The sequence below is a fragment of the Bradyrhizobium sp. Arg237L genome, from assembly GCF_029990105.1.
Taxonomy (GTDB): Bacteria; Pseudomonadota; Alphaproteobacteria; order Rhizobiales; family Xanthobacteraceae; genus Bradyrhizobium.
This window is the reverse complement of the sequence record NZ_JAQMIL010000046.1, coordinates 1-25,206: the sequence shown is the minus strand read 5'-3', so window position 1 is coordinate 25,206 and position 25,206 is coordinate 1. Positions and strand designations below refer to the sequence as shown.

The 25,206-nt window shown below is 62.9% G+C and carries 25 protein-coding genes; 17 read left to right on the top strand and 8 right to left on the bottom strand.

From position 1 onward, the window contains the following. Positions 1-3: 3 nt before the first annotated feature. A complete protein-coding gene (locus tag OZ411_RS25760) occupies positions 4-507 on the top strand; it encodes a MaoC family dehydratase (RefSeq protein WP_130581604.1) in 504 nt (167 codons plus the stop codon). Beyond that, positions 491-1,300, top strand: coding sequence for a GntR family transcriptional regulator (locus OZ411_RS25755; RefSeq protein WP_282530207.1), 810 nt, complete (start codon positions 491-493; stop codon positions 1,298-1,300). The genes OZ411_RS25760 and OZ411_RS25755 overlap by 17 nt, the downstream gene beginning before the upstream one ends. Positions 1,301-1,365: 65 nt before the next feature. On the opposite strand, the gene OZ411_RS25750 is transcribed toward OZ411_RS25755, so the two are convergent. Beyond that, a complete protein-coding gene (locus OZ411_RS25750) occupies positions 1,366-1,821 on the bottom strand; it encodes a hypothetical protein (protein WP_282530206.1) in 456 nt (151 codons plus the stop codon). A gap of 225 nt (positions 1,822-2,046) precedes the next feature. Here OZ411_RS25750 and OZ411_RS25745 point away from each other — a divergent pair, with 225 nt between their 5' ends. From OZ411_RS25745 to OZ411_RS25735, 3 genes are all read left to right on the top strand, one after another. Continuing rightward, positions 2,047-2,745, top strand: coding sequence for a hypothetical protein (locus OZ411_RS25745; protein ID WP_282530205.1), 699 nt, complete (start codon positions 2,047-2,049; stop codon positions 2,743-2,745). Between the two features lie 3 nt (positions 2,746-2,748). Beyond that, on the top strand, positions 2,749-4,569 hold the full coding sequence (locus tag OZ411_RS25740; RefSeq protein ID WP_282530204.1) for a hypothetical protein: 1,821 nt from the start codon (positions 2,749-2,751) through the stop codon (positions 4,567-4,569). 339 nt (positions 4,570-4,908) lie between these two features. After that, positions 4,909-6,594, top strand: a complete 1,686-nt coding sequence (locus OZ411_RS25735) for a Na/Pi symporter (RefSeq protein WP_282530203.1) — start codon at positions 4,909-4,911, stop codon at positions 6,592-6,594. 576 nt (positions 6,595-7,170) lie between these two features. Here OZ411_RS25735 and OZ411_RS25730 read toward each other — a convergent pair. Further along, positions 7,171-8,409 (bottom strand): cytochrome P450, encoded by a 1,239-nt coding sequence (locus tag OZ411_RS25730; RefSeq protein ID WP_282530202.1) that lies wholly within the window; start codon positions 8,407-8,409, stop codon positions 7,171-7,173. A 152-nt stretch (positions 8,410-8,561) separates the two neighbouring features. After that, positions 8,562-10,409: a PQQ-binding-like beta-propeller repeat protein gene (locus OZ411_RS25725; RefSeq protein ID WP_282530201.1), complete on the bottom strand. Its 1,848-nt coding sequence runs from the start codon at positions 10,407-10,409 to the stop codon at positions 8,562-8,564. A gap of 279 nt (positions 10,410-10,688) precedes the next feature. Here OZ411_RS25725 and OZ411_RS25720 point away from each other — a divergent pair, with 279 nt between their 5' ends. The 4 genes from OZ411_RS25720 to OZ411_RS25705 all read left to right on the top strand — a co-directional run bounded on the left by OZ411_RS25720 (position 10,689) and on the right by OZ411_RS25705 (position 15,355). After that, positions 10,689-10,913: a dodecin gene (locus tag OZ411_RS25720; RefSeq protein ID WP_130583192.1), complete on the top strand. Its 225-nt coding sequence runs from the start codon at positions 10,689-10,691 to the stop codon at positions 10,911-10,913. 132 nt (positions 10,914-11,045) lie between these two features. Further along, on the top strand, positions 11,046-12,917 hold the full coding sequence (locus OZ411_RS25715; protein ID WP_282530200.1) for an AMP-dependent synthetase/ligase: 1,872 nt from the start codon (positions 11,046-11,048) through the stop codon (positions 12,915-12,917). Between the two features lie 111 nt (positions 12,918-13,028). Further along, entirely contained in the window at positions 13,029-13,586 is a 558-nt protein-coding gene (locus OZ411_RS25710) for a hypothetical protein (protein WP_282530199.1), read from the top strand. 251 nt (positions 13,587-13,837) lie between these two features. Further along, entirely contained in the window at positions 13,838-15,355 is a 1,518-nt protein-coding gene (locus OZ411_RS25705; RefSeq protein WP_282530198.1) for an AMP-binding protein, read from the top strand. A 125-nt stretch (positions 15,356-15,480) separates the two neighbouring features. On the opposite strand, the gene OZ411_RS25700 is transcribed toward OZ411_RS25705, so the two are convergent. Together OZ411_RS25700 and OZ411_RS25695 are read right to left on the bottom strand one after the other, a co-directional pair. Beyond that, positions 15,481-15,903: a DUF1810 domain-containing protein gene (locus OZ411_RS25700; protein WP_282530197.1), complete on the bottom strand. Its 423-nt coding sequence runs from the start codon at positions 15,901-15,903 to the stop codon at positions 15,481-15,483. Continuing rightward, positions 15,887-16,390 carry an NUDIX domain-containing protein gene (locus OZ411_RS25695; RefSeq protein WP_282530196.1) on the bottom strand — a complete coding sequence of 168 codons (504 nt, stop codon included), beginning with the start codon at positions 16,388-16,390 and terminating at the stop codon, positions 15,887-15,889. The genes OZ411_RS25700 and OZ411_RS25695 overlap by 17 nt, the downstream gene beginning before the upstream one ends. 162 nt (positions 16,391-16,552) lie before the next feature. On the opposite strand from OZ411_RS25695, the gene OZ411_RS25690 reads away from it, so the two are divergent. The 4 genes from OZ411_RS25690 (at position 16,553) to OZ411_RS25675 (ending at position 19,815) form a co-directional block, all read left to right on the top strand. Continuing rightward, positions 16,553-16,912 (top strand): DUF2252 family protein, encoded by a 360-nt coding sequence (locus tag OZ411_RS25690; protein WP_282530195.1) that lies wholly within the window; start codon positions 16,553-16,555, stop codon positions 16,910-16,912. Further along, positions 16,797-17,609 (top strand): DUF2252 family protein, encoded by an 813-nt coding sequence (locus OZ411_RS25685; protein WP_282530194.1) that lies wholly within the window; start codon positions 16,797-16,799, stop codon positions 17,607-17,609. Before OZ411_RS25690 ends, OZ411_RS25685 begins: the two co-directional genes overlap by 116 nt. Positions 17,610-17,752: 143 nt before the next feature. Then, positions 17,753-18,724 (top strand): S1C family serine protease, encoded by a 972-nt coding sequence (locus tag OZ411_RS25680; RefSeq protein WP_282530193.1) that lies wholly within the window; start codon positions 17,753-17,755, stop codon positions 18,722-18,724. Positions 18,725-18,741: 17 nt separating this feature from the next. Continuing rightward, positions 18,742-19,815, top strand: a complete 1,074-nt coding sequence (locus OZ411_RS25675; RefSeq protein ID WP_282530192.1) for a phospholipase — start codon at positions 18,742-18,744, stop codon at positions 19,813-19,815. A gap of 72 nt (positions 19,816-19,887) precedes the next feature. Here the strand turns inward: OZ411_RS25675 and OZ411_RS25670 are convergent, their stop codons facing one another. Continuing rightward, positions 19,888-20,628 (bottom strand): SDR family oxidoreductase, encoded by a 741-nt coding sequence (locus tag OZ411_RS25670; protein ID WP_282530191.1) that lies wholly within the window; start codon positions 20,626-20,628, stop codon positions 19,888-19,890. 120 nt (positions 20,629-20,748) lie between these two features. On the opposite strand from OZ411_RS25670, the gene OZ411_RS25665 reads away from it, so the two are divergent. Both OZ411_RS25665 and OZ411_RS25660 read left to right on the top strand, forming a co-directional pair. Next, complete coding sequence (locus tag OZ411_RS25665; RefSeq protein ID WP_282530190.1) at positions 20,749-21,636, top strand: LysR family transcriptional regulator; 888 nt, start codon at positions 20,749-20,751, stop codon at positions 21,634-21,636. 81 nt (positions 21,637-21,717) lie between these two features. After that, positions 21,718-21,924 carry a hypothetical protein gene (locus OZ411_RS25660; protein ID WP_282530189.1) on the top strand — a complete coding sequence of 69 codons (207 nt, stop codon included), beginning with the start codon at positions 21,718-21,720 and terminating at the stop codon, positions 21,922-21,924. Positions 21,925-21,957: 33 nt separating this feature from the next. On the opposite strand, the gene OZ411_RS25655 is transcribed toward OZ411_RS25660, so the two are convergent. After that, on the bottom strand, positions 21,958-22,620 hold the full coding sequence (locus tag OZ411_RS25655; protein WP_282530188.1) for a DsbA family protein: 663 nt from the start codon (positions 22,618-22,620) through the stop codon (positions 21,958-21,960). A gap of 149 nt (positions 22,621-22,769) precedes the next feature. Further along, positions 22,770-23,264, bottom strand: coding sequence for a hypothetical protein (locus tag OZ411_RS25650; protein WP_282530187.1), 495 nt, complete (start codon positions 23,262-23,264; stop codon positions 22,770-22,772). Positions 23,265-23,453: 189 nt separating this feature from the next. Here OZ411_RS25650 and OZ411_RS25645 point away from each other — a divergent pair, with 189 nt between their 5' ends. Both OZ411_RS25645 and OZ411_RS25640 read left to right on the top strand, forming a co-directional pair. Then, positions 23,454-23,729: a PsiF family protein gene (locus OZ411_RS25645; RefSeq protein WP_282530186.1), complete on the top strand. Its 276-nt coding sequence runs from the start codon at positions 23,454-23,456 to the stop codon at positions 23,727-23,729. A 110-nt stretch (positions 23,730-23,839) separates the two neighbouring features. After that, a complete protein-coding gene (locus OZ411_RS25640) occupies positions 23,840-24,904 on the top strand; it encodes an AbrB family transcriptional regulator (protein WP_282530247.1) in 1,065 nt (354 codons plus the stop codon). Positions 24,905-25,206: the final 302 nt, after the last annotated feature.

Below are 25,206 nucleotides of genomic sequence, written 5' to 3'. Positions count from 1 at the left end.
AGCATGCAAAGCTACGATCAGACCGGCCCCCAGCGCTACCGCGAAAGCTTTGGACGGTACTATGACGAATTCAACGTTGGCGATGTCTATGAGCACCGGCCCGGCCGCACCATTACCGAAAGCGACAACACCTGGTTCACCCTGATCACGATGAACACCCATCCCCTGCATTTCGACAAAGAATATGCCGCCAAGTCGGAGTTCAAGCGGCCGCTGGTCAATAGTTGCCTGACCCTGTCGATGGTGGTCGGTATGAGCGTCAGCGACATCAGCCAGAAAGCTGTCGGCAATCTCGGCTGGAACGACATCAAGCTGACGGCCCCCGTATTCGTCGGGGATACGATCTACGCAGAATCGGAGGTGCTCGCGAAGCGAGAATCGACCTCGCGGCCCGGACAAGGACTTGTCACGGTCCGCACAATCGGCAAAAAGGCTGACGGGACACAGTTCATCAGCTTCGAGCGCACCGCGCTGATCGCCAAGAGAGGTTATGGGATCGAAGATTGACACGAAGGCACGTCGCAGCGGCACGCCGAAAGGCAGGCCGCCGAGCCGTGCGCCGGCCAACGTCAAGTCCGACGAACCACTCTATCTCCAGGTTGTCCGTGCCTTGAAGGACGACATCGTAAGCGGTGTCTATCCTGTGGGATCGCAGCTTCCGACCGAAGAGGAGCTGTGCGAACGATTCGCGGTCAGCCGCTACACGGTGCGGGAAGCCCTGAGACGACTGCGCGAGGACAATCTGGTCTCCTCGCGTCAAGGCGCTGGCACGACGGTCGTCCCTCCCCGACCCGCCGATTCCTTTGTCCACGAGGTCATGTCGATCAACGACCTCGTGGCCTTCGCGACCGGCGTGCGCTTCGCGATCGACACGATCGAAATGATCGAGATCGACGACAAGCTCGCCGCGCGGACCGGAATCGCAAGCGGCGAACATTGGCTTTCGGTCCGCGGCTTCCGCCACACCGAGGGCAGCGAACTTCCCGTATGCTGGACCGAGGTCTATATCAACAGAGAGTTTGCCGCGGTCGGCCGGCTATTGCAGCGCCACAGAGGGCCGATCTTCCATTTGATCGAAGATCTGTTCGGCCAAAGCATCGTCGAAGTTCACCAGGAGATCGCCGCGGCTTTGATTTCGCCCGCCCTGGCGAGCGGACTGAAAGTGAAAGCTGGAACGACGGCGCTGGAAGTGCAGCGTACCTACAAGTTGGCGACGGGAAAGATCGCGCAGGTCGCCATCAATACGCACCCGGCCTCGCGGTTCCGCCACTCGATGACGATGCGGCGCGTGAGGGGATGATTTGCGGCCAGATCTGCAACCTCAGAACGATCTTGGTGAGTCCCTAACGAAGCGCGGCGCGATCATCAGGGCGCAAACAAGAGCTCGCCGGTCGCCAGGTCTCGCCTCCACGCGCCACGAAAGACTTCACCGGAATTGCTGGATTCGAAGCGGCCCACGATGTAGGGACGCCAGTTGATCATGTAAGCCTGGAATCTCGGATCGTTCCGGGGAAAGGCTTGGTCGCAAGACGTGCCACGGCTATCAACGACGAATGTCTGCCCCTCCTGCACGCCTTTGATGGCTTCAATCACGCGTACTCTGATCAGAGGCGTCGATCTCCAGTCGTCGCCGTTGACCCATGGTGGCCTCAAGAGCTGAATCGGCTCGACGCGCGCGATGACCGGCTCGTCCCGGGCCCCCGCCGGCAGCGAGTCCAACAGGGTGCTCGTATGCCACTGCACGTGACGGCAGGCCATCGCGGGTTGGACCACGGCCAGCAGAGCCACAAATGAGAAAGCCGTTCGGATCATCATGCTCATCCTGGATGCTCTTTTGAGTCCCATGCGACCTTTTTATGTGTCGCACCGGCTACGGAATCATTGAGATTTTTCGGCTTTCCGGACGCTCCGGGACACGAAGTTTCGATAGATCCGGAATCGATACTGCAAGCATAAACAACTTATGGTAGTCTCACGCTACTTGAGAACTCGCGCTAGCTGAATTCGAGTAACGGCACAGCACCAAGAATTGGGAGCCCCGCGATCATGGCTGAACCGTTAAGGCCTCTGCTTGAAGCGTTATCCGCGGAGCCAGGGACGAAGAACTTTTCCGGTGAAATCCGCTCCGCCGAGGACCTTTTGAGTTCAGAAGCGCTGGCGAAGCTGGAAGCGCGTCATGCTGGCATTTTCGCGATCGTTTTGGTCGACGAGAAGATCGATGTCTCGGTATTTCAATACTTGAAGAGCGATTCCATCGCCAACGACACCGGACCAAATGTCTTCGCCCTTTACGAAGGGGCACCTAAGTCCCGAGTCGTTCGCGACGTCAAGATCGATGGACTAGGAGCAATTCGGACCGAGAGCCCGGTTGTTGCTTTCGCACGAAGCCTTTTTCCCAACAATCAAATCATCTTTCCCGGTGTGGTGATTGCTGAGCGCCTTACAGGCAAGGAGGCCGTGTTCGTCCCGCTCAATTCCGGGGTACAGGCTGATGTGACCGACCGTCTCAGAAAACTCTGGGGCCTTATCAATGACTCCTGGAAAGCCCGCACCGAGGACAAGGCATTTACTCAGGCGTTAGGCGAACTCCTGGCCCTAAGAGGCATCCCCTATTCTCGAAGCGAAGGCATTTCGGTTCGGGAGCATCTCACGATCCTCCTTCGGGCGCTCTGGGACATACGCCGGGACCTGCTTGCATTGATTCCGGTTGTCGGAAAGGCATTCGGGAAGAAAGCGAAGGAGTAAGCGATGGTGCAACTTCGCGGCTCGCCCATCCTGCACATAGCCCAGAGCCTCTTTGGGCAAATGAGAGCTTTCGGAATCCTCGCCAATCACTCCACAAGAGCATCTGAGGTTCTCAATTCGGCAATTCTTCCGCGACTGGCATTCCTCAAGATGCTGCTAGCAGCGCTGGACCACATTGATCCGGAAGCATCGCGCGAGCCGATCGCATCAGGTGATCCCATCATCTATAATACTTTGGACTGGCCGCCGACTGCCCCACCCGCTGGCGTGTTTGAACCGTCGGGAAACGTTCCGCTCGAACGGCACCTGAACTCATGGTACCTGAGCTGGAATCTTCAATTGGGAGAAAGTCCGCAATCGGCGATGATTCTGAAGGTTGTCAGAGCCGCCCTGTGGCTCGTGAAGAGCCCAGGCGGTATCGATGCGGCAATTCAATACGTCATCGATCTTCAGGTCAAAGGCGTGATCGTCGACCGGCTGGTGGCCATACAGGCGATGATTTGGTTACTCAGGGCTCGCCGCTGCGTTCACGATGACTCCGACCTGGCTGACTTCTTCCTCGAGCGCGCGCCGTCGAGTGCGTCGGAATGGACGCGCGCGCAGTTCAAGGAATTCAATCTCGACAAACCAGCGGTTCGACCCGAGTTGACCGACGATCTTTCGCTGCTTCTCGACCGAGCGGAAAGTGAAATTGACCAAGTGTTGAGTGCCGATTCCTACGATGCGTGGTTGCTCGGGCAAATGGCCCTTCATCCAATGCTCAGCACCGTCGTTTCGGTCTTTCACGAATTCCAGGTTCAGGACGAATTGCAGTTCGTTACGAAATTGACGCGTCTTGAAGAGATCAGGGCCGACGCAGGCGGATTCGGAAGGCTCTTTCGAATATGGAGTGGCCAATTCCTCACGTTCAAATATACGTCAGATTTCACGATGTGCGCGACCGCTTGCTGCCTTTTGAGTGGCAAGACGGCGGATTGGAAAGACCGCATGCTCGATGAACGGGCACTGGTACCTACATGCCTGCAGCATCTCGTCACGGAATTCGGAATCAGAGAGCATCCCTTGCCGGATGGATGGGCGCGGATTTCAGAAACTCTGGCTCCCATTGCTGGGCCAACGCTGCTTCACGACGACGCTTATATGTTTAGCCGGGTCGAACTATTTCAGCCGGACGAGATCGAAAACGCTCCCAGTCTTGCAGAGTTCCTGGAATCTATCGGCTCTTCCAGAGATCTCGCGATGAAGAACGCGGTGATCCAGTTGCTCTGCAAGCAAGCTCCGTCGCGGAATGGGCAGATCACTTTCTCCGAAAGTTCGTCGGAAGAGATCGGCGATATTGAGCGTTTGGAGGCGATCTCTGCTCAGTACAATCAAAAGTATGCACAAATAGGATCAGAGGATATGTCACGGGAGGCGGTCGATTTATTTCGAGCCGTCGGCAAATTTAATCCAGACGAAGCCGAGTCTGCCCTGCGCGGTTTGTATCGCAGCATTTGCGCTGACGAGATCGACGACTTCATCAATCGGGCCTTCGAACAAGGCAAGGCTGGTTCGGCACGCGAGTGCTTCGACAGATTGTGCTATCTATACCCTTACTTTCATTCCGGACAGGCAGAACGCGCCGTCCGCTTGGACGAAGATGGCCAAACTCATGCCGCCCTGAATTGCATGTTGAGGGCGATCATCCTCGAGCCACGGGAGGCCACGCGCTGGCACTCGCTCGGTGTTATCTTGAAAAAATTAGGAAGAAACGACGATGCAATACTAGCCTACGGTCTGGCTAAAATCGTTCACGACGAGGAAGCGAAGTCCACCCAGCGTTGAACCGCCCCCCGAGCGCCACAGCGAATACCGGGCCCCTCTCCCGACGTGCGCCACAATGCTTGGCGCAGCCTCTTGTCCACGGCGGACGTTCGGCATCGTGTTCCGCGCCTCGGGTCCATCTCCGGAGCCGTCGCCGCTCGTCGTCCGTCTTCTTCCGCAGATATTCGAATCCTTGGTTCACTCACAGACGTCAGGTGTTTTGGAAAAGCACGGACTTTGCTGCGTAGCCGCGAGAAACAGGGCACCGGCGCGCCGGTTGCACATTGCGGGCCTTGTCGGCTGCCTTCGCGCGCCAACTGCGCTAGAGTGCGGGAGCTGGCCTGATCGTCAGGAGCCCGCATGTCTATGGCCATCTCAACACTCGGCGGCGTCGGCCTCTTCCTGCTTGGCATGACCGTGATGACGGACGGCCTGAAGGCGCTGGCCGGGTCCGCCCTGCGCACGGTGCTAGCCAAGGCGGCGGCGACGCCGCTGCACGGCTCCTTCTGGGGTGCTATCGTCACGCTTCTGGTGCAGTCCTCCAGCGCAACGACCATGACGACGATCGGTCTCGTCAGCGCGGGCCTGCTGACGTTCCAGCAAGGGTTGGGCCTCGTCTTCGGGGCGAATGTCGGCACCACGGGGACCGGCTGGCTGGTCGCGCTCATCGGCGTCCGCGTCTCGCTCACCGCCGCGGCACTGCCGATGATCTTTGTTGGCGCGTTGACCAAGCTTCTGGCTCGCGGGCGAATATCCGGGATGGGCGCCGCTTTGGCCGGGTTCGGGCTTGTGCTTTTTGGGTTGACGACCCTGCAGCAGGGCATGGGCGGGCTGGCCGAACGGTTGCACCCGGCGGACCTGCCTGCCGTTCTCGCCAGTCCCGAAGCCGGGTGGTGGTCGGGCCTGTTCGGCGTGCTGGTGCTGGTCGTGGTCGGGCTGGTGATGACCGCGCTGATGCAGTCGTCAACGGCCGCCGTCGCGGTCACGTTGTCCGCCTACTTCGCCGGTGCGGTCGGGCTGGACCAGGCCTGTGCGCTGATCATCGGCCAGAACATCGGAACAGCGACGAGTTCCGGCCTGGCCGCGATTGGCGCAAGCACCACGGCCAAGCGGCTGGCCATCGCTTATGTCCTTTTCAAGCTTATCGCCGCCGTTATCGCGCTGGTGCTTTTCCCCGTCGTCATCCCTCTGCTCGTGCGTGCCTCGAGCACCGTCGATGGCGTCACGTTGCTGGCCGGGTATCACACGGCGTATAATGTTGTCGGCGTGGTGGTGCTGCTGCCGTTTGTCAACTGGTTCACGCGACTGGTCGAGCGTATTCTGCCCGAGCGTGGCTCGCCGCTCACGCGGTGCCTCGATCCTTCCGCGCTTGCGAGCCCGATCGTGGCGGTGGAAGCGGTGCGGCGAACGATCGCGCGCGCGCTCGCAACAGTATGCGCTTCGATCGAGGCGGCGCTGGCCGGCCGCGCTGAACCGATCCGTCTGGGGAAGGACGCCGCATCGGTGCAGGATGCGGCCGATGCCTTGCGCCAGGCACAAATATTCCTGTCGGATGTGACCGGACCGCCTGAGACCGACGACGAGCAACAGCGTCTCACGAGCACACTGCACGCACTCGACCACGCATCTCGACTGACGGAAATGGCGAATAGCGGAATCAATTTCGGCTCGGTGGGTGGCGGACCGGAGGACATCCGCGCCGCAGAGCTATGCGCAGAAGCGATGCGAAGCGCGGCCGCGATCGCGCGCGGCGTGGCGGCGCCCCGCGCCGCCGGATCGCCGCAGGTCATGCCAGCCTCACATGGCGCCGACGTCATGGCCGGTCCGCGCGCGGTTTCGACTAACGAGGCCATGCCCGAGCTCGAGCGTTGTGCGACGCAACTTGGCGAAATGCTGCGCACCCACCGCAGCGCGACGCTGGGCGCGGTCGCCAATGGAACGCTGACCGCCGACGCGGCGCTCGTTCGCGTCGAAACGGTTCGAAGCCTCGAAGCGCTGTCGCGTCACGCCTGGCGCTCTGCAGCCCATCTTGTCGGTCGCGGTTAGCCTAGCGAGCCTCCCCGGCCGACGACGATCTCGCGGTTGCATCCAATTTTAGAGATATCTCGAAGCGACTTTTCAAGGATTTGCGTTACGTGTCGGGTCATGAGCACCCGACCTACACTCCGCTCGCACGCCTCGGCACTGCGGGCTAGCGAAACCAACACGTAAATCCCTTCCCAATCCCGCGAAGCAATGGCCGCAGGCGTCCTCGTCTGCGAATGGCGGAACTTTGCCCGTGAACAGGACCGACGATGACCGTCTCTTACTTGAGCTTCCGCGTGTCCTACTCGGCCAACCGGGACTGTGTGATCGTCCTCAAGCCGCGGAGGGAGGCTTACCAGGCAGTCTGCGTTGACGCGGCGACCAGGCGGACGATCGGAAGCCCATCCCTCCCGCGCGACTCCAACGGAGCCCGGCCACAGGTCTCGGCCGCGGACGTCATCGGCAGGATCGGCAGCTATCGCCTGGCCTCCGCCGCCGTCGACCTCGAGACGGACGAATTGGCAGACCGCAGCCGCCGGTTATCCAGTCAATTGCGGTCGCGCCGGCGTCTGTAGCGCGGACCTTTGCCCGACCGTTTTAGGGCTTCCAGGAGAGCCGCATGGTGTCGGCGCGGCGGATTCCGAAATGGCCGCTGATTTTCGGCGCTACATCGAGGTTGAGCTGCGGTATGCGGGCAGCGATCGCGCTGAGGCTTTCCTCCAATTCGGCGCGGGCGATCGCCTCGCCGATGCACCGATGCGCGCCATAGCCAAAGATCGGATGCAGCCGTGGCTGGTTGGTGCGATGAATATCGAAGATATCAGGGCGATCGTAGGTCATCTCGTCACGCATGGCCGACATGGTCGATAACGTGACAAGCTGGCCGGCCGGGATGACAGTCCCGCCAACATCGACATCCTCGCTCGTGACCCTTGCGGTCCCCCCGACGCTCGGCTCGAAGCGCATCGCTTCGGCGACCGCGCCTGAAACCAGATCCGGATCGCGACACACCTGCTCCCATTGCTCGCGATGCTGAAGCAGAAGAGCGACCTGTACTGCGATCGCGACCCTGGTGGTATCGGTGCCACCGACGATCAGTTGGAAAATTTGGTAAAGCATCTCCTCGGGGGACATTTCACCCGCTTCGGTCGCGGCAGCCAGGAACGCGGACAGGAAATCCCCGCGCGGCCCGCGGCGACGTTCGTCGAGGACTTTATCGACATACTCGCGTAGTCGCTGCCCTGCCTTTTCGACCTCGACGACTTCGTCCGGGCTCAGCCCGAGAAAGAAGACCTTGGACACCACATAGACCAGCAGCATAAACTCCGGGATGTCCTCGCGCGGGAGTCCCAAAAGATCGGCAATGATGCGGGCGGGCAGTTTGGCTGCGAACTCTTCGAAGAAATTGACTTCGCCATCTCCGTACCACTCCTCGATGAGGTCCGAGGCCGCGCGGCGAATGCTTGGACGCATCTCATTGATCGCGCGGGCAGCGAATAATCGTGAGAACGGCGCACGGCGGCGCCGATGCACATCGCCGTCGGCCGTCAGCATGCCATAGTCGAATGCATCGAATATCGTTCCACTGCTGAAGCCCTGGATCTCGGGAAAGCTCGTTCCGCTGGGGAGGAAGCGCGGATCCTTGCTCAGACGGTCAACATCGGAGAAGCGCAGCACGAAATATCCGCCGGTCTCGTGCAGCACCACTGGGTATTCCTTGCGGTAGGTGCGGAACACACCGTGAGTATCCGCTTCAAGTTCCTCCACGGTAAGCATCGGGATTTCGCCGATTGCGGGGCCAACGGAAAGATTCTTGGCGCTGTTCTCTGCCCTCATCGTACAGTCTCCGCTTTTCTACATGCCCCGGTTTATGAAAGGGGAATGTTGGTCGCGCGGAGTTTCAGCTCGATTTCACGGGATCGTCAGTCTGTTACGTTCGTAACGCGCCCGATCTCTGGCCGGCGCGCGATGTTTTCTGCATCCGCATATCAGGGCCGGCTCACCTCGAACGCGAGCAGCACGTTGCCGGGAATGCCGCTCCATTGCGCATAGCCCGAATTGACATAGAGCATGCCGTCCACAATCACCGGGCCGGGCCCATCAATGGCGCCGCCGTGCGCCGGGACGTCGTTCACCGTCTCATAGTCGCGCGCGGTGTCGAATTCCCAGAGCAGGCGCGCATCGTCGGTCGCATAGGCGCGCAGATAGCCGCTCACGGCGCCGGAGAAGACAACACCTGGAATTGCGCTAACGGCCGCGGAGAGGGCTGGACTGCATCGCTCGCGGTCACCACAGGAGACCGGCGCCACCTGCATGGTGACCTTGCCGTCCGCCAGATTCAGCCCGAACAGACCGCCGCCTGCGTTCGGATCGAGACGCCTTGTGCCGTCGCGAAGAAACCGCACGTCGGAGTTCGCGACATAGATCCGCTCCTGATCCGCGGCTGAGCCCCACTCGCTGCCGCCCAGCGGCCCTCCCTTGCCGACCCGCGTTTGCCAGAGGATCTTGCCCTCGTTGTCGGGATCGAAGGCGTGGACGATCCCGGACTTCTGCCCGATCACCAGCATGCGGCGCCCGTCCGGCAAGCTCACCAGGATTGGCGATTGGCCGAAATCGTGGTCCGGACCGGGGTCTTCCGGACAGTTGGTCTTGTCATAGCCGAAGCAGGCCACAACATAGCTGTCCTTTGGGGTCGCCTGCCGATGCCATAACATCCGGCCGGTCTTCAGGTCGAACGCGAGGATGGCGTCGCTGGTATCTGCCGGTGGGTTTGAATAGGAGTTGCTTGTCGCGACGTACAGCGCCTGGCGCTTCACGTCGATCGTTGGCGCGGACCAGACCGAGGCACCAGAGGGACCGTAAAGCTGCACCCCCGCGGCATTCCTGGTCGTCGGAGCTGGCGCTTCCGGGATCGTGTACGACTTCCAGATCGGCCCGCCGGTCGCCGCGTCCAAGGCCACCACGCTGCCTCGAAACGTGCAGCATTCGTAGGAGGCCCGCGATCCCGTCGCTTCCTCGATGGAGGAGACCGGAACGTAGAGGACGCCCGAAAACAACGCCGGCGTGCCGGTAATCCGGGCGGCGGGATGGTCTTCCACCTTCTGCTTCCAGATCAGTACACCCGTTGTTGCATTTACGGCGTAGGCGTTGGCGCGGACATCACCGAAGAAAATCGCGAACTCATTCTTCCCCGGGAGCGGACCGAAGCTGATCGCGGTGCGTACTGGCGCGTCCGTTGTCAGGGTCCAGAACGTGCAGCCGCTCCTGGCGTCGAGCGCGTGCACCTTGCTATCGGCGCCGCCGACAAACAGCATGCCGCCGATCACGGCCGGCTGGGCATTGGCAGTTGAGACGCCCGGAAAGCCGAACGCCCATTTCAGGCGCAACCGTGGCACCTGGTCGGCCCTGAGTCCCGCCATCTCGGCGGCCTGAAACCGGCTGTTGTTGATATCCGCGCCCCAACCGGTCCATCGCGGCCGGTCGAACGCCCCGTCAAAGCCGCGGGCGCCCTCCACGCAGTGCCCTGCTGCATCGGCCGTGGCGGCGGGAGCGCCGTCGCCAGCCTGTTTGCCGGTCACGAAGGAGGCGATCGCTTTGCGCTCATCGTCCGTTCGCTCCTTGACCATGGGAGCCATGCTCCCCGACGTGATCGCTCTGAGCACATGCTCGAACGCCATCGACTGCAATGCGGCGCGGTTGGGAATGCGGCTCTGCGGGTCGCCGGCGTCGTGGCACTGGGCGCAGTGCTGCGCGTAAAGCTCGGCGCCGGTCTGCGCGGCGGTGGCGGGAAGGCAGGACCAGATCAAGAGGCCGACGGCCACAGCGCTCAATCTCATGAGGCTCCCCCTGGGCGCGACGATCCGAACCTATCGTCTCGGAGACACCGACAACCTGGGGATGATAGCGCGCTCGGGAAACCTCGAACAGTCATAACGTGCGTCGGGCGATGAGCACCGGCTCATTTTGTGGGGCAAGCGGTGAGGCGAGCGGAACTCCAATAGCCGTAAGCTCGTTCAGACTGGACGCGGCGCCGACGCCGACTGATCCTGCGCGGACGGAGTAACAATCCGGATGCGCCGCGAATAACCGGAAGCGCCTTTCAAGGGAGGTTTGCCATGCCTGTGACAACCGAGAAGGACCACGTCTATAAGATCCTGGACCTCGTCGGATCGTCCGAGAAGAGCATCGAGGATGCGATCCAGAACGCCATCGCCCGCGCCGCAAAGACCATTCGCGAGATGAAATGGTTCGAAGTCGTGCAGACGCGGGGCCATATCGAGAAGGGCACCGTCCGCCATTACCAGGTCACGCTGCGGGTTGGATTCACGCTGGAGGAGTGAGTCCGGCATTGCGGGCGCGCAAGCGGCGCCGACATACCCGTTCTTGCGCTAGCTCAAACATCTGAGGTAGTCCCCATGCGACAAATCCATGGTTTTGTTTGATGCTTAACGTCGTCGGGAGGCTATGTGCAGATGGAGAAACTGTCCGGCGCCAATTCGATTCCGCAACTTGGCGCACTGGACACACTTGCGCAGGTCCGTACGCTGCCCGAGCTATTGCGTTGGCGCATCCGGGCAACGCCTGATACGGAAGCCTACCGGCATTTCGATGCGGCAGCCGGGCGCTGGGTCAGCCATTCCTGGCACGAGATCGATCGCGAGTTCGACCGCTGGCGGCGCGCGCTTGCTGCCGAGGGTTTCGCGGCCGGCGAGCGCGTCGCCATCCTGATGCCCAATGGCATCGAGCACATCGCGATGGACCAGGCCGCATTGTCGCGCGGCCACGTGCCGGTGCCGATGCACGCGATCGATAATCCCGAAAGCATCGTCTACATCTTGAAGGATTCCGCGGCGTCGCTGCTGTTGGTCGACACCATCGACCGCTGGCGGATCCTTGCAAGCGCCGGCGCGCCGACGGACACGCTCAAGCGTGTGGTCTGCGCAGATCTGCAAGGCACCAAAGACCCGGCCGCGACGGATCATCGCGTCGTGGCGCTGAAATCCTGGCTGGAGCGTGGACAGGCAACCGAGGCCGTCATAGACGACGTGGCGTTGCAGCCGGATGATCTTGCCGCGATCGTCTACACCTCCGGCACGACCGGGCGCCCCAAGGGCGTCATGCTCTCGCACGGCAACATCGTGGCGAACGTCAAGGCGATCCACGCGCGCATCGCCGCCAGTGCGAATGATGTCTTCCTGTCCTTCCTGCCGCTGTCGCACACGTTCGAGCGCACCGGCGGCTACTACTATCCGATCGCCGCCGGCGCCTGCGTCGCCTATGCGCGATCGGTGCAGCAGCTCTCCGATGATTTGAAGCAGGTGCGGCCGACAGTGCTGATCTCCGTGCCGCGCATCTATGAGCGCATCTATGCACTGATCATGCAGCACAGCGAGGCGGCCGGCCGCTTCGAACGCGAATTGCTCGATCTTACCATTGCCGTCGGTGGACGACGCTTTGATGCGCGGCAACAAGGCCGCAGCCCGTCGCTGTTGGACCGGATGGTCTGGCCGCTGCTCGAGCGCCTGGTCGCCGACAAGGTGCTGGCTCAGTTCGGCGGACGGCTGCGGGTCGCCGTCAGTGGCGGCGCGGCGATCGGCGAGCGGGTGATCCGGCTGTTCCTCGCGCTCGGACTGGACATCCTGCAGGGCTACGGCATGACCGAGACGTCACCCGTCGTCTCCGTCAATACCACTGACGACAACGATCCCCGCTCGGTCGGCCGGCCGCTCGACGGCATCGAAGTCAGGATCAGCGAGGATCAGGAGCTGCTGGTGCGAGGGCCGAACGTGATGCTCGGCTATTGGCACCGGCCGGAAGAGACGCATCGGATCAAGCAAGCCGACGGATGGCTGCATACCGGCGATCAGGCCCGCATCGAAGGCGGCCGCATCAGCATCACCGGCCGCATCAAGGACATCCTGGTGACTTCTACCGGCGAGAAGATCGCGCCCGTCGATCTCGAAACCGCGATCCTCGCCGATCCCCTGTTCGAGCAGGCCATGGTGATCGGCGAGAACCGGCCCTTTCTCGCGGCGCTCGTGGTGCTGAATGCGAAGGCCTGGGAGCGGGAGAAGGCCGGGCTCGCGGGCAGCGGCGCGGAGGCGGAAACCGCATTCCTCGTGAAACGGATCGCCGAGGCCGTCAAAGCCTATCCGGCCTATGCGACACCGCGCGCGGTATGGTGGACGCTGGAGCCATGGACCATTGCCGCCGGCCTGTTGACGCCGACGCTAAAGAACAAGCGCCCGGCACTCGAGCATCGCTTTGCCGCGGAGATCGAACGGATCTACGCGCGCAAACCACAGGGTGGATCGCGTCCTGCAGCGTCAGCTGCGCGCTCGTGAAGGAAATCGTTGCGTCGGAATTCAATTGTTAACTGAGCGAAGAGACCGTAAGAGAAACTACGCTTTGCTCGAACGTTAGGACGTCCTCACAATCCTGCCGGAGAACGAGCCTTGACCTTCCGCCGCCTGATTGCGCCGCTAACGGCAGCTACCATTCTTGCGTTCATCGGAGATGATGCATGGGCGCAGAGTGCGTTTCCGGCGCCGCTGCCAGGCCAGGCAGCGCAGCCGGGCCAGCCGGCGGAGAATGGCAGCCCGCCCGTGGCAAATTTCGTGAGCCCGTTCCCATCCGGCGGCGCGCCACTCATCGCCGTAGCTCCGCAAGAGGAAATCCCCGACCAATGCAGGCAAGAATTTAGTTCGCTGCGGGCAGAAGTCGAGGAGCGGGGTCGGTGGATCAGGGCTGCCGCCGCCCGGCGCGCGTCATCGGACGAAGCCTGCAAGCTGATCGACAAGTACGGCCAGGCCGAAATCAAGTTGATCGGCTATGTCGAGTCGCATGCGGCGAAATGCCGGTTTCCGATTAATATCAGGGACCGGTTGAAGGACGGGCATAAAACCACCGAGACCATACAGAAGAAGACCTGTACCGCGCAGCAGATGCAGAAGCTGCGGCCGGCTGGTCCGGCCGGTGATTTCTGGCCCGAGTCCACCAAACCGCTCATGTAAGACAAGCGCTGTGACGGGCCGATATCCCGTAGGATGGGTAGAGCGAAGCGAAACCCATCAACGTCGGAGCAAGCGGTGAGAATGGTGGGTTTCGCTTCGCTCTACCCACCCTACGATTCCGATTCGATCGTCAAGCAATGACTCTCAGCCGCGGCTTGACTCGCCTCGCCTCCTGTTGATGAAGTGCGCCGCGCCACATCATCCACGACACAAAAGCGGCTGTGAGCAGCCCACTTAATGGAAACGCCTTTATGTTGATCCCGATCGCCGACGTGCCGCGCTGGTATGCTGAACGCCAGCCCGCGGGCACGATCGCCATTCGTCATGGACAGGATACGCTGACCTGGGAGCAACTCGAGCGCGGTGCCAATGCCCGCGCGCGGGCGTTTGCGGCCAAGGGCGTCAAGCCCGGCGACTTCGTCGCGATCGGGCTGCCCAACAGCAACGCATTCTTCGAGACCACCTTCGCGGTATGGAAGTGCGGCGCGACGCCGACCTCGCTGTCCTGGCGACTGCCGCGCGGCGAAGCAGCCGCGGTGCTCGATATCCTCAAGCCCGCGCTGGTGGTCGGCGGCGAGCCCGATTGGGACGCGCCGAACTCGCTGCCGACCGGCTTCGTGCCCGAAGGGTTTTCAGACGAGCCGCTCACGGCACCCATCTCACGCTATTGGAAGGCGATGACGAGTGGCGGCTCGACCGGGCGGCCGAAAGTGATCCTCGATCATCTGCCCGCCGTGGTCGACACCACCATGGCGCCGCCGCTCGGCATCCCGCTCGGCGCCTCCCTGCTCAATCCGGGGCCGCTGTATCACAACGCGCCATTCATCGTTTCGCATTTTGCCTTGTTCGGCGGCGGACGGCTCACCGGCCTGACCAAGTTCGACGCCGAGGAGACGCTGCGCCAAATCGAGGCCGAGCGCGTGCAATGGATCAATTTCGTGCCGACCATGATGCACCGGATCTGGTCGCTGCCGGACGAGGTGCGCAACCGCTACGATCTCTCCAGCCTGCAGGTCGTGTTCCACATGGCGGCGCCGATGCCGCCATGGCTGAAGGAGAAATGGATCGAGTGGCTGGGGCCGGAGCGGATCTGGGAGCTCTATGGCGGCACCGAGCGGCAAGGCTCCTGCATCATCTCCGGCGTCGAATGGCTCGCGCACAAGGGCTCGGTCGGCAAGATCGGCGAGACCGCGCGCCTGCGCATTATCGGCGAGGACGGCAATGACGCAGCTCCAGGCGAGACCGGCGAGATCTATTTCCTGCCCAATGATGGCGCCGGCACCACCTATCACTATCTCGGCGCCGAGCCGAAACGCCGCGCCGACGGCTGGGAGTCGCTCGGCGATATCGGCCGGCTCGATGAAGATGGCTATCTCTATCTCGGCGACCGGCTCGCCGACATGATCCTGCGCGGCGGCGCCAACATCTATCCGGCGGAAGTCGAGGCTGCGGTGTGCGCGCATCCCGACGTGCGCTCCTGCGTGGTGGTCGGCCTGCCCGACCCCGAATTCGGCCAGCGCATCCATGCGATCCTCGAGTGCGATCCGGCGGTCGACGCGCAGGCTATCGCCGACGGCATGGGCGATTTCCTCGCCGACCGGCTGAGCCGCTACAAGCATCCGGAGAGCTTTGAAATCGTGGACGCGCAAGTGCGTGACGACTCCGGCAAGGTCCGCCGCACGCTATTGCGCGACGAGCGCGCCGCATGGCTGAAGGAGAACCGCGCATTCCGGATCATACCGTCGCGCATGCAGGCGAAGGCGGAGTGAGCCCACGCCGTCATTCCGGGGCGCGCGTCAGCGCGAACCCGGAATCCATTTCTCCACTTACGCATGCGGCCCGATGGATTCCGGGCTCGCGCTGACGCGTGCCCCGGAATGACGTCGGTTCAGCTTTAGCCAGCTAACAGCTCAAGCGTTCGTGGGTCGGCTTCGCCGCCATAATATTTCTTCAGCGCAGCGGGAAATTCGGGAACGGCCGACACCGCGGCAAACAGCGTCATCGAGGAATGGAACTTCAGATCGTCAGGGCTGCCGAGAATTTCCCGGATGGTCTTGCCTTCGACGGCGTTGACCAGACGCGTGCACTCGAGCAGCCGCGGTCCCAGGATATCATGCTTCAGATAGGCGATCGCCTCGTCGCGGGAGGCGATCGCAAAACGCTGCGCCATCGCGCTGAACCCGAGACCGGCAAGCTGCGGGAAGATGAACCACATCCAGTGGCTTTGCTTGCGGCCACGGCTGAGCTCCGCCGCAACTCGCCGATAAACCGGAGCCTGTGCATCAACAAAGCGCGCGAGATCAAAGCGGTCGCTCATGGGCTCCTCCCTGATAGCCGACAAGCTCGGCGAGGCGATCGAGCAGCGGCCGCTGGCCTTCGAGGATCTTCGCATGCGCCGCCCCGAGATCGAACCATTCGGCGCGATCGATCTCAGGAAATGCCTGCATCTTCCCGCTTCTTGGCGGCCACTCGATCTCGAACGTATTACTGCTGATAGCGTGCACATCGAGATCGCCTTCGACGGCGAAAGCGATCACGCGCTTTCCGCCGCGCTGGCGGATCTCGCCCAGCGGTTCGAGCGGCTGATCAAGGACGACGCCGGTCTCCTCGGCAAATTCGCGGCGCGCCACGGCGATTGCATCCTCCTCGCCGTCCATCTCCCCCTTCGGGATCGACCAGGCGCCCTCGTCCTTGCGCTGCCAATAAGGCCCGCCGGGATGCACGAGCAGAACTTCCAGTCGCGCGCCCGAGCGCCGATACATCATGATGCCCGCACTTGCGGGCGTGCGACGTGCCGCCTTCAACGATCTTTGCTCCCGCCATGCATTTTCGGCTCCGTCGGCCGGGCCGGGTTTGTCAGCATGTATGCGACGTTTCGCATCGGCTCAAGACGCTACATGCGAGGTTCGCAGCGAAACATCTTAAGGTAGAATCTGTCCCACCGATCCAACCTTGTGAGGCCTCCCATGTCTTTCCGCGATGATAACAGGGAATACGAAAAGTGGCTGGCCGCGCAGTGCAAAATCGTCAAGAGCGACATCAACTACAAACATAAGCGAATGAAGGAGAGCGCCTTCATCTTCCTGCGCGCGACCTATTTCCGCTGGGCGAGGAAAATCGGCGACTGGTGTCCGGAGTTGATGGACGCGCCCAAGGTGCTCGCCGTCGGCGATCTGCATCTGGAAAATTTCGGAACCTGGCGCGACGCCGATGGGCGTCTGGGGAGTCAACGATTTCGACGAAGCCGCCGAGATGCCCTATGTGCTCGATCTCGTCCGTCTGGCAACCAGCATCCAACTCGCGCCGCGTTCGGCTGTCGACGATGAAGATGCCGCTAGCACCCTGTTGAAGGGATATCACGAGGGCCTGAAATACCCGCGACCGGCGCTGTTGTTCGAGAACCGAACCTGGCTCAGGCCCTACGCCGAGCCGGACGACGGAGAAGCGGAAGAATTCTGGGACGACATCGAAAAATATCGCAAGCCCCGGCCGCGACCGAGGGAGGTCGAGAAAGTACTGGAGGCAAGCCTGCCTAAGGACGCGACCGACATCCGGCTATGCCAGATTTTCAAGAAGGGCGGCGGCAGCCTGGGACGGCCGCGTTACGCCGTGATCGCAAAATGGCGCGAAGGCCTGGTCGTGCGTGAGGCAAAGGCGTTAGTGCCCTCGGCATGGACCTGGGCTCACGATGCGACAACATCGAAGAAATCGAATTTCCTCAAATCGGCCAACGGCAGGTACCGTTCGCCGGATCCCTTTCTGACCGTACACAAGAAGTTCATCTTCCGCCGCATCTCCGCCGACTCCAAGAAAATCGAACTCGGCAAGAGCGCCGGGAAAAAGCTGCACCTGAAGCTGCTTCACGCCATGGCATTCGATGTTGCGTCCATCCACGCCGCCAGCCCGGCCGGACGCCAAGCCATCGAAGCCGACCTGCGAAAACGCCCACGCGGCTGGTTGCAAGCAGCGGCAACTGTCGCGAACGGGAAGGTTCGGCGCGACTATCGGCAATGGCGGGGCTGATGGATTTGTAGTCGTTCCAAACCGCGAAGCCCGCTCGCGCTGGGCTCATTTCGTTGTTATATTGTCTTCGGGACGATCGACCGGACATTGATTATTGGGTGCGGCGTTAGTCGAAGGAAACGCGATTCTTACGGAGATCCTTCATGTCTTCCTTGACCGAATGGAAAGTGCCACCGGCACACCAGCCCAGTTCCGGCAACTACAAGTTTGACCTCGACCGCGCGCTTACCGCCGTGGTGGGACTGCACTCCATCATCCCGTCCGACGCGTTCAGCGCGGAGACGCTGGGCACGGAGCGCGCCGGCAACGGTGTCCTGATCGACGACGGGCTGGTGCTGACGATCGGCTATCTCATCACTGAAGCGGAAACCGTGTGGCTGCATCTTGGCGACGGTCGTGTGATCGAGGGCCATCCGCTCGGGTTCGATTTCGAATCCGGCTTCGGCCTGGTGCAGGCGCTGGGACGGCCGGGCATCGAGCCGATGCCGATCGGCTCGTCTGCCGCGACGAAGGTCGGCGACAATGTCGTGGTCGGCGGCGCCGGCGGCCGCACCCGCTCGCTGGCGAGCCAGATCGTGGCGAAGCAGGAATTTGCAGGCTATTGGGAATACCTGCTCGACGAAGCGATCTTTACCTATCCCGCGCATCCCAATTGGGGCGGCACCGCGCTAATCTCCGGCAAAGGCGAATTGATCGGCATCGGCTCGCTGCAGCTCGAACGCGAGCGCAACGCCCGCGCTGAGCATGTCAACATGATGGTGCCGATCGACCTCTTGATGCCGGTGTTCGACGACCTGCGCAAATATGGCCGCGTCAATCGGCCATCGCGGCCCTGGCTCGGCATGTACACGACCGAGATCGACAACCGCATCGTCGTGGTCGGCATCGCCGGCAAGGGCCCGGCGGCGCGCGCCGAGCTGAAGACCGGCGACGTCATCCTCGCCGTCAACGGCGAAAAGGTGATGAGCCAGGCGAGCTTCTATCGCAAGCTCTGGTCGCTCGGCACCGCCGGCGTCGACGTGCCGCTCACCGTCTATCACGAAGGCGTCACCTTCGACGTCACGCTGGCCTCGATCGATCGCACGAAACTCTTGAAGGGGCCGCGGCTGCATTGAGCGCGAAGAGCGGTACAATGAGCGAGGCCGTGGTGGACGACATCGTGGCCGTGCTGCCGCCGCTGCTGCAGACGCTGGAATCGCTCGGCTTCATCGCGCGCCACCTGCACCCGCCGGAGTTCGGCCACGTGATGCAGATCGCGGGCGAGCCGGACGAGGCGCTGCGCGCGGTCCGCCCGCGGCTCGCCGACTGGCCGGAGCAATTTGCCGCGATCAGGGCGCAACTCGAAACCGCAAGCGATGCGGCGCTCGCCGCCTATCAGGGGCTGCGCGCCGTGCAGGACGGCAATGGTGATCTCGTGAGCGTGTTCCGCGCGCTGCGCTACACGCCCCGCGCGCTGGAGGCGCTCTATCCGCTGGCCGCGCGATTGCCGCCCGTGAATGAGTTCTTCACCGATCCCGCCTTGCGCGGGGATGCCGAACTGCTGGCGCGGCTGGCCGAGCCTGCCGGTGAAATCACCGGCATCCTGCACGACAGCAACGAGCCCGGCAGCCGCGGCGGCTTCTCGCTCTACGTGCCGGAATATTACACACCCGACCGCGCCTGGCCGCTGGTGATGGCGCTGCACGGCGGCAGCGGCAATGGCCGGGGATTTTTGTGGAGCTGGCTGCGCGACGCCCGCAGCCGCGGCGCAATCCTCGTCGCGCCGACCGCGCGCGGAAGCACCTGGGCGTTGATGGGCGACGATATCGACACGCCGAACCTTGTCCGCATTCTCGAGTTCGTGCGGTCGCGCTGGAATGTCGACGAGAAGCGAATGCTGATGACGGGAATAAGCGACGGCGGCACGTTCTGCTACGTTTCAGGTTTGAACAGCGCCTCGCCCTTCACCCATCTTGCGCCTGTGGCCGCGACCTTCCATCCGTTGATGGCGCAGATGGCAGATGCGGACAGGCTGCGTGGCCTGCCGATCCATATCGTGCATGGGAAGCTCGACTGGATGTTCCCGGTGCAGGTCGCGCGCCAGACGCAGCAAGCGCTGAGCGCGGCCGGTGCCGCCGTCACCTATCGCGAGCTCGACGACCTCAGCCATACCTACCCGCGCGAGATGAACGCGGTGATTTTGGAATGGCTGAATGAAGTGCCGTAGCCCGGGTGAAGCGCCAGCGTAACCCGGGACCACTCGTTACGCTGGCGGAACAGTCCTCATCGATGTCGAGGTTCAGACCAGGCCGCCATTGGCGCGCAGCGTCTGGCCGTTGATCCAGGAGCCGTCGGGACCGGCGAGGAAGGACACGACCGAGGCGATGTCCTCGGGCGTGCCGAGCCGCTCCAGCGGATTCGCCTTGGCAAGGCGGTCGATCAGTTCCGGCGACTTGCCGTGCAGGAACAGATCGGTCGCCGTCGGACCGGGTGCGACCGCGTTGACCGTGATCGCGCGTCCGCGCAATTCCTTGGACAGGATCGCGGTCAAGACCTCGATCGCCGCCTTGGTCGCGGTGTAGGCGCCGTAGGTCTCGAACTTGGTGCCGACGACGCTGGTCGAGAAATTGATGATGCGTCCACCGTCGCGCAGCCGGCGCGCGGCCTCGCGCATCGCATTGAAGCTGCCCTTGAGGTTGATGGCCACGTGCTGGTCGAACAGCGCGTCATCGGTGTCGGCGATCCTGGCAAGCTTCATGATGCCGGCGTTGTTGACGAGCACGTCGACGCCGCCGAACGCGGCTTCCGCCGCATCGAATACGCCGCGCACCGCGTTGGGATCGCTGACGTCAGCCTTGGCCGTGAGAGCCCGGCCGCCGGCGGCTTCGATCCGGCTCGCCACCGCCTCGGCGGCTTTGGTGTCGCCGGCGTAATTGATCACGACGGTGAAGCCGTCCTTCGCAAGGCGTTCGGCCACCGCGGCGCCGATCCCGCGCGAGGCGCCCGTTACCAGTGCCACTTTGTTGGTTTCGTTCGACATCTTGTTCTCCTCTCCGTTTGCGGCTTGGCCGCTGGGCGACAGGAGTAACGTAGGCACTTCCACACCCCGGATAATCATGCATATATCAGCATCACTATTCGTAAAATCCGGATAATCGTGATGGATCGGTTCGATGCGATGCGGGTGTTCACCCGGGTGGTGGAGCGGCGCAGTTTTTCGCTTGCAGCTGAGGATCTCGGCATGCCGCGCTCGACGGTGACGGACGCCGTCAAATCGCTGGAGGCGCGGCTCGGTGTGCGGCTGATCGAACGCACCACGCGGCATGTCCGCCCGACCCTCGATGGCGAAGCCCATTACCGCCGCTGCCTGTCGCTGATCGCCGACCTCGAGGATGCCGAAGGCGCATTCGGCGGCGGCAAGCCGAAGGGGCTGTTGCGGCTGGAAGTGCAGGGCACGCTGGCGCGTCACTTCCTGCTGCCCAACCTGCCGGGCTTCTTCGCGGAATATCCCGGCATCGAGATCAACATGAGCGAGAGCGACCGCTGGATCGACCTGATCGAGGAAGGCGTCGATTGCGTCTTGCGCTTCGGCCATCTGCCCGACAGCGACATGATCGCAAGGCAGGTGGTGATGCTGGAGCGCTTCACCTGCGCGGCGCCTGGCTATTTCGAGCGCTTCGGCACGCCGTCTGGTCCCGATGCGCTCGAAGGCCACCGCATGATCGGGATACGCTCGCTGACGACGGGGCGGCTGCGGCCGATGGAGTTCGTGGTCGGAGGCACGGTGCGCGAAGTGACGCTGCCGGCGATCATGTCGGTGACGGGACCGGAGAGCTACCTTGCTACCGCGCGGCTCGGCCTCGGCCTGGTCCAGGTGCCGCGCTTCCACGCCGAAGCCGATCTGGCGCGTGGGGCGCTCGTTGAGGTGCTCACCGAATGTCCGCCGCCCTCGGTCCCGGTATCCCTGCTCTACCCGCGCAACCGCCAGCTCTCGCCGCGCGTGCGCGTGTTCATCGATTACGTGATGCACGCCTTCGGGCGGGCTTAAGCGCGGTTCCGGTACGAACTGGCCGGGCCCGGAACCATCCGCCGGCCATCCCCGTTATCTGCGGTCACCGGAGGTTTCGTCATGCGAACGTTTTTCGGAATGATCTTGGGTGCGCTGCTGCTGATTGCGGGCGTTTATCTCTATGATTCGATGCGGACGTCGAGCGTGGCGGGCGGCCAGGTCGCGCAGAGCGGCCGTACCATCGTCAACTGGGACGTTGCCGCCGATGACCTGAAGGCGCTGAAAGCACGCGCTCATGAGGATTGGCAGAAGATTTCATCGCGCTAGCGAAGACCTGCCAGATCTGAGGAGCTGCCCGATCTAGCGGCTCATGTTCGCCTTGCGGGCATCGGCGATGGCCTGCACAAACTGCTCCTTGGTCAGGATGCCGGGCACGCGGAATTTGCCGACGATGAAGGACGGCGTGCCCTGAAAACCGAAGGCCTCGGCCTGGGCATTGTTGCGCGCAAGAATGGCATCGATCGACGTGGCATTATCAGCAAGATCGCGCTTCAAGCGATCGATGTCGATGCTCGCACCTGCGAGCACCTCCTGTATCCGCGGCTCGGTCAGCTTCGTGGTGAGGCCCATCATCGCCTCATGCGCTGCCTGAAACTTGTCCTGATACTTCGCGGCCAGCGCCATGCGCGATGCGACCTTCGACACATCGCCCAGGATCGGCCAATCCTTCCACACCAGGCGCACCTTGCCATCGTCCTGCGCAATTTGCTGCAGTTCAGGCGCGATCTTGCGGCAATAGGGACACTGGTAGTCGAACCACTCGACGATGCTGATGTCGCCCTTGGCGTTGCCGGCGACAGGGATCTCCGGATCGCGCAGCACGGCGGCTTCGGTCAGCACCTTCTCTTCTTCCTGCGCGACGGCAGTGCCGCCCAGCAGCGTGATGCCGGCAGCCATCAGGCCGAGCGCGGCGCGGCGCGTGGGTTCCGGATTGATTCCGGCACGATCGGTCGGTGGGCTCATGTCAAATCTCGCGGCTGCCTTCGCTGTCTACGCTCGGCAGGCGGACAAGTCACGCAGCTTTGCTGAGCTCACCAAACTCGTCCGAAACACGGCACGATAAAGGCTGACGCGGCCGGCGTCATACTCCGACCGCGCCAGCCGCTTCAAGATCAAGCGGCGCCCTTCAACCGCTTGGTGCATTCGCTGTAATAGCCGCCGCCCTTCTGGATCCACTTCAGACCGCCATTGGCATTGGTGGTCTTGTTGGCATTGTACTGGTCGACGCAGGTGTGCATGCGCGCCTTGCCCTGCGTCTCCTTGGCGTATTTCGGATCGACCGCGTTCGGGAATACCGCCGGTCCCGGCGGCAACGCAGGCGCTGCGGCTGGAGCGGCTTCCTTCTTGGCCTCCTTGGCGGCCGGGGCCGGCGCGGGCGCAGCGGCTGTCGGTGCAGCGGGCGCGGCGGCGGCTGGCGTTGCGTTCGCGCCGCACTCGGCCTTGCGGAAGTCGTTCCACTTCTGGCCACCGAGTGTTCCGGCTGCCTTGGCCGCTTGGTACTTGGCGCTGCATTCCTGCGCGGTCAGGGCCTCAGCCGGCGCCGACATCACGAATGCGGCGAGACCCGAGGCCGCCATCGCACAAAGCAGTTTGGCTCGAATTGTCATGGTTGTTCTCCCTTTCCGTCAAACCTCAGCGCGTTGACGAGGGCCGCATCCTAACGCAACCGGAACTTGCGACAACGCATTGGCGAACCGCCCCGTCAAAATATTGTGGCGACCGACACGGGCGATATTCATCGGCGGTTCAGCATCGGGCGACGACGGTTTCACATCCAATCATTCGAGGTGTGCCTCATGCCGAAGTTTTCCTCCCTCGCCACCACAACCGCCCTCGCCGCCTTCCTGCTGACGGGCGCCGCCTTTGCGCAAACCACCACACCCGCGCCGAAGGACACCGCCAAGACCGAGACCAAGGCGCCGCCGTCACCGGACGAGAAGAAGGCACGCAGCGCCGCCTCGCTGGAATGCTCCAAGCAGGCCGATGCGAAAAGCCTGCACGGCAAGGAGCGCAAGAAATTCCGCCGCGAATGCCTGAAGGAAGCCGCCGACAAGAGCGCGGGCGCGAAGTAAGGGCGGCACCCGGCCTCCAAAAATCCGGCGCATTGCTGCAATCGCGAGATGCATTTGTCGCGGGCCTGCGGATTTGGCATAACGCCATCGTGAACCTGCTCCCCGCATCGATGGCGCTTGCCTTTCCCAGCCGCGCGAACATCCTCAATACGACCGAGACGCTCGTCATCGGCGCCGCGGGCGGCCTGCTGTTTTTGTGGGCGAACCTGCCAGGCGGGCTGATTTCCGGCGCGATGATCGCGGTCGGCATCGCCGCGCTCGCCGGCCGGCCGCTCACCGTGCCGCCGGTAGTGACCCAGACCGTGCTGATCCTGCTCGGCATCTCGCTGGGCTCCCTGGTGTCGCGGCAACTGATCCAGCATGTGAGCGCGTATCCGCTCACCATCGCGCTGCTGGCGCTCGCCACCGTCTGCTCGATCTTCGGCAGCAGCTTCTATTTGCAGCGCGTGCATGGCTGGGACCAGACTTCGGCTTTCCTCGCCGGCAGCCCCGGCGCGCTGTCTCAGATCACGATGCTCGCGATCGAGAAGGGCGCCGATGTCGCCGCGATCGCCGTGGTGCAGACCATGCGCGTGATCATCCTGACCGCCGCTTTGCCACTGATGCTGGCGGTGCTCGGCATAGCGCCGGCAGCGCCGCCGACCATCGCCTCCGCCAGCGCCTCGCCGCTCGAGCTCGCGGCGCTGATCGCGGCCTCCATCGGCGCGGCGCTCGTGCTGCGCTGGGCGAAATTTCCGGCAAGCTGGATGTTCGGCGCCATGCTCGCCTCCAGCCTGCTGCACGGGGTCGGCGCGATCGAGGGCGGCCTGCCGCCCTGGGTGCGCGGCGTCGCGCTGGTCGGCATCGGCGCCCTGATCGGGTCGCGCTTTGCACGGATGAAGCTCTCGACCTTGCGCAGCCATATCAATGCCGGGCTCGGCTCGTTCGCGGTCGCGATCGTGATCTCCGCGATCTTCGTTGCCGCGATCACGCTGACTACGCAGGTCCATCTCTCCGACGTCGTCGTCGCCTTTGCCCCCGGTGCGATGGACGCCATGCTGGCGCTGGCGCTGACGTTGCACATCGACCCGATCTTCGTCGGCGCCCACCACCTCTCGCGCTTCGTGTTCGTGACGCTGGCGACACCCGGCATCGTGCACCTGTTCGGCCGCCCGCAGGAAGACGTGGACGATTAAGCGGACGCGTCTCACTCGTCATTGCGAGCCATCGGGGCGGCGCGTAGCGCCGCCGATGACAGGCTCCGCGAAGCAATCCATGCCTCCGCAAGCGGCGCGATGGATTGCTTCGCTGCGCTCGCAATGACGGGGATGGGCTCTCATTTGAATTTCAAACAGCGTGAGGATGTGAATCTGCGTTCTCGCGGCGCGTTACGCCCGAGCTTTGCGTCACTTTCCGCCCTCTCGAAAAATAGAGGGCGCAGGGAAAGCCGGGTGCCGGTTGCACCCATGGGTCCCGTGCAACAAAAAGCACGGGGGTA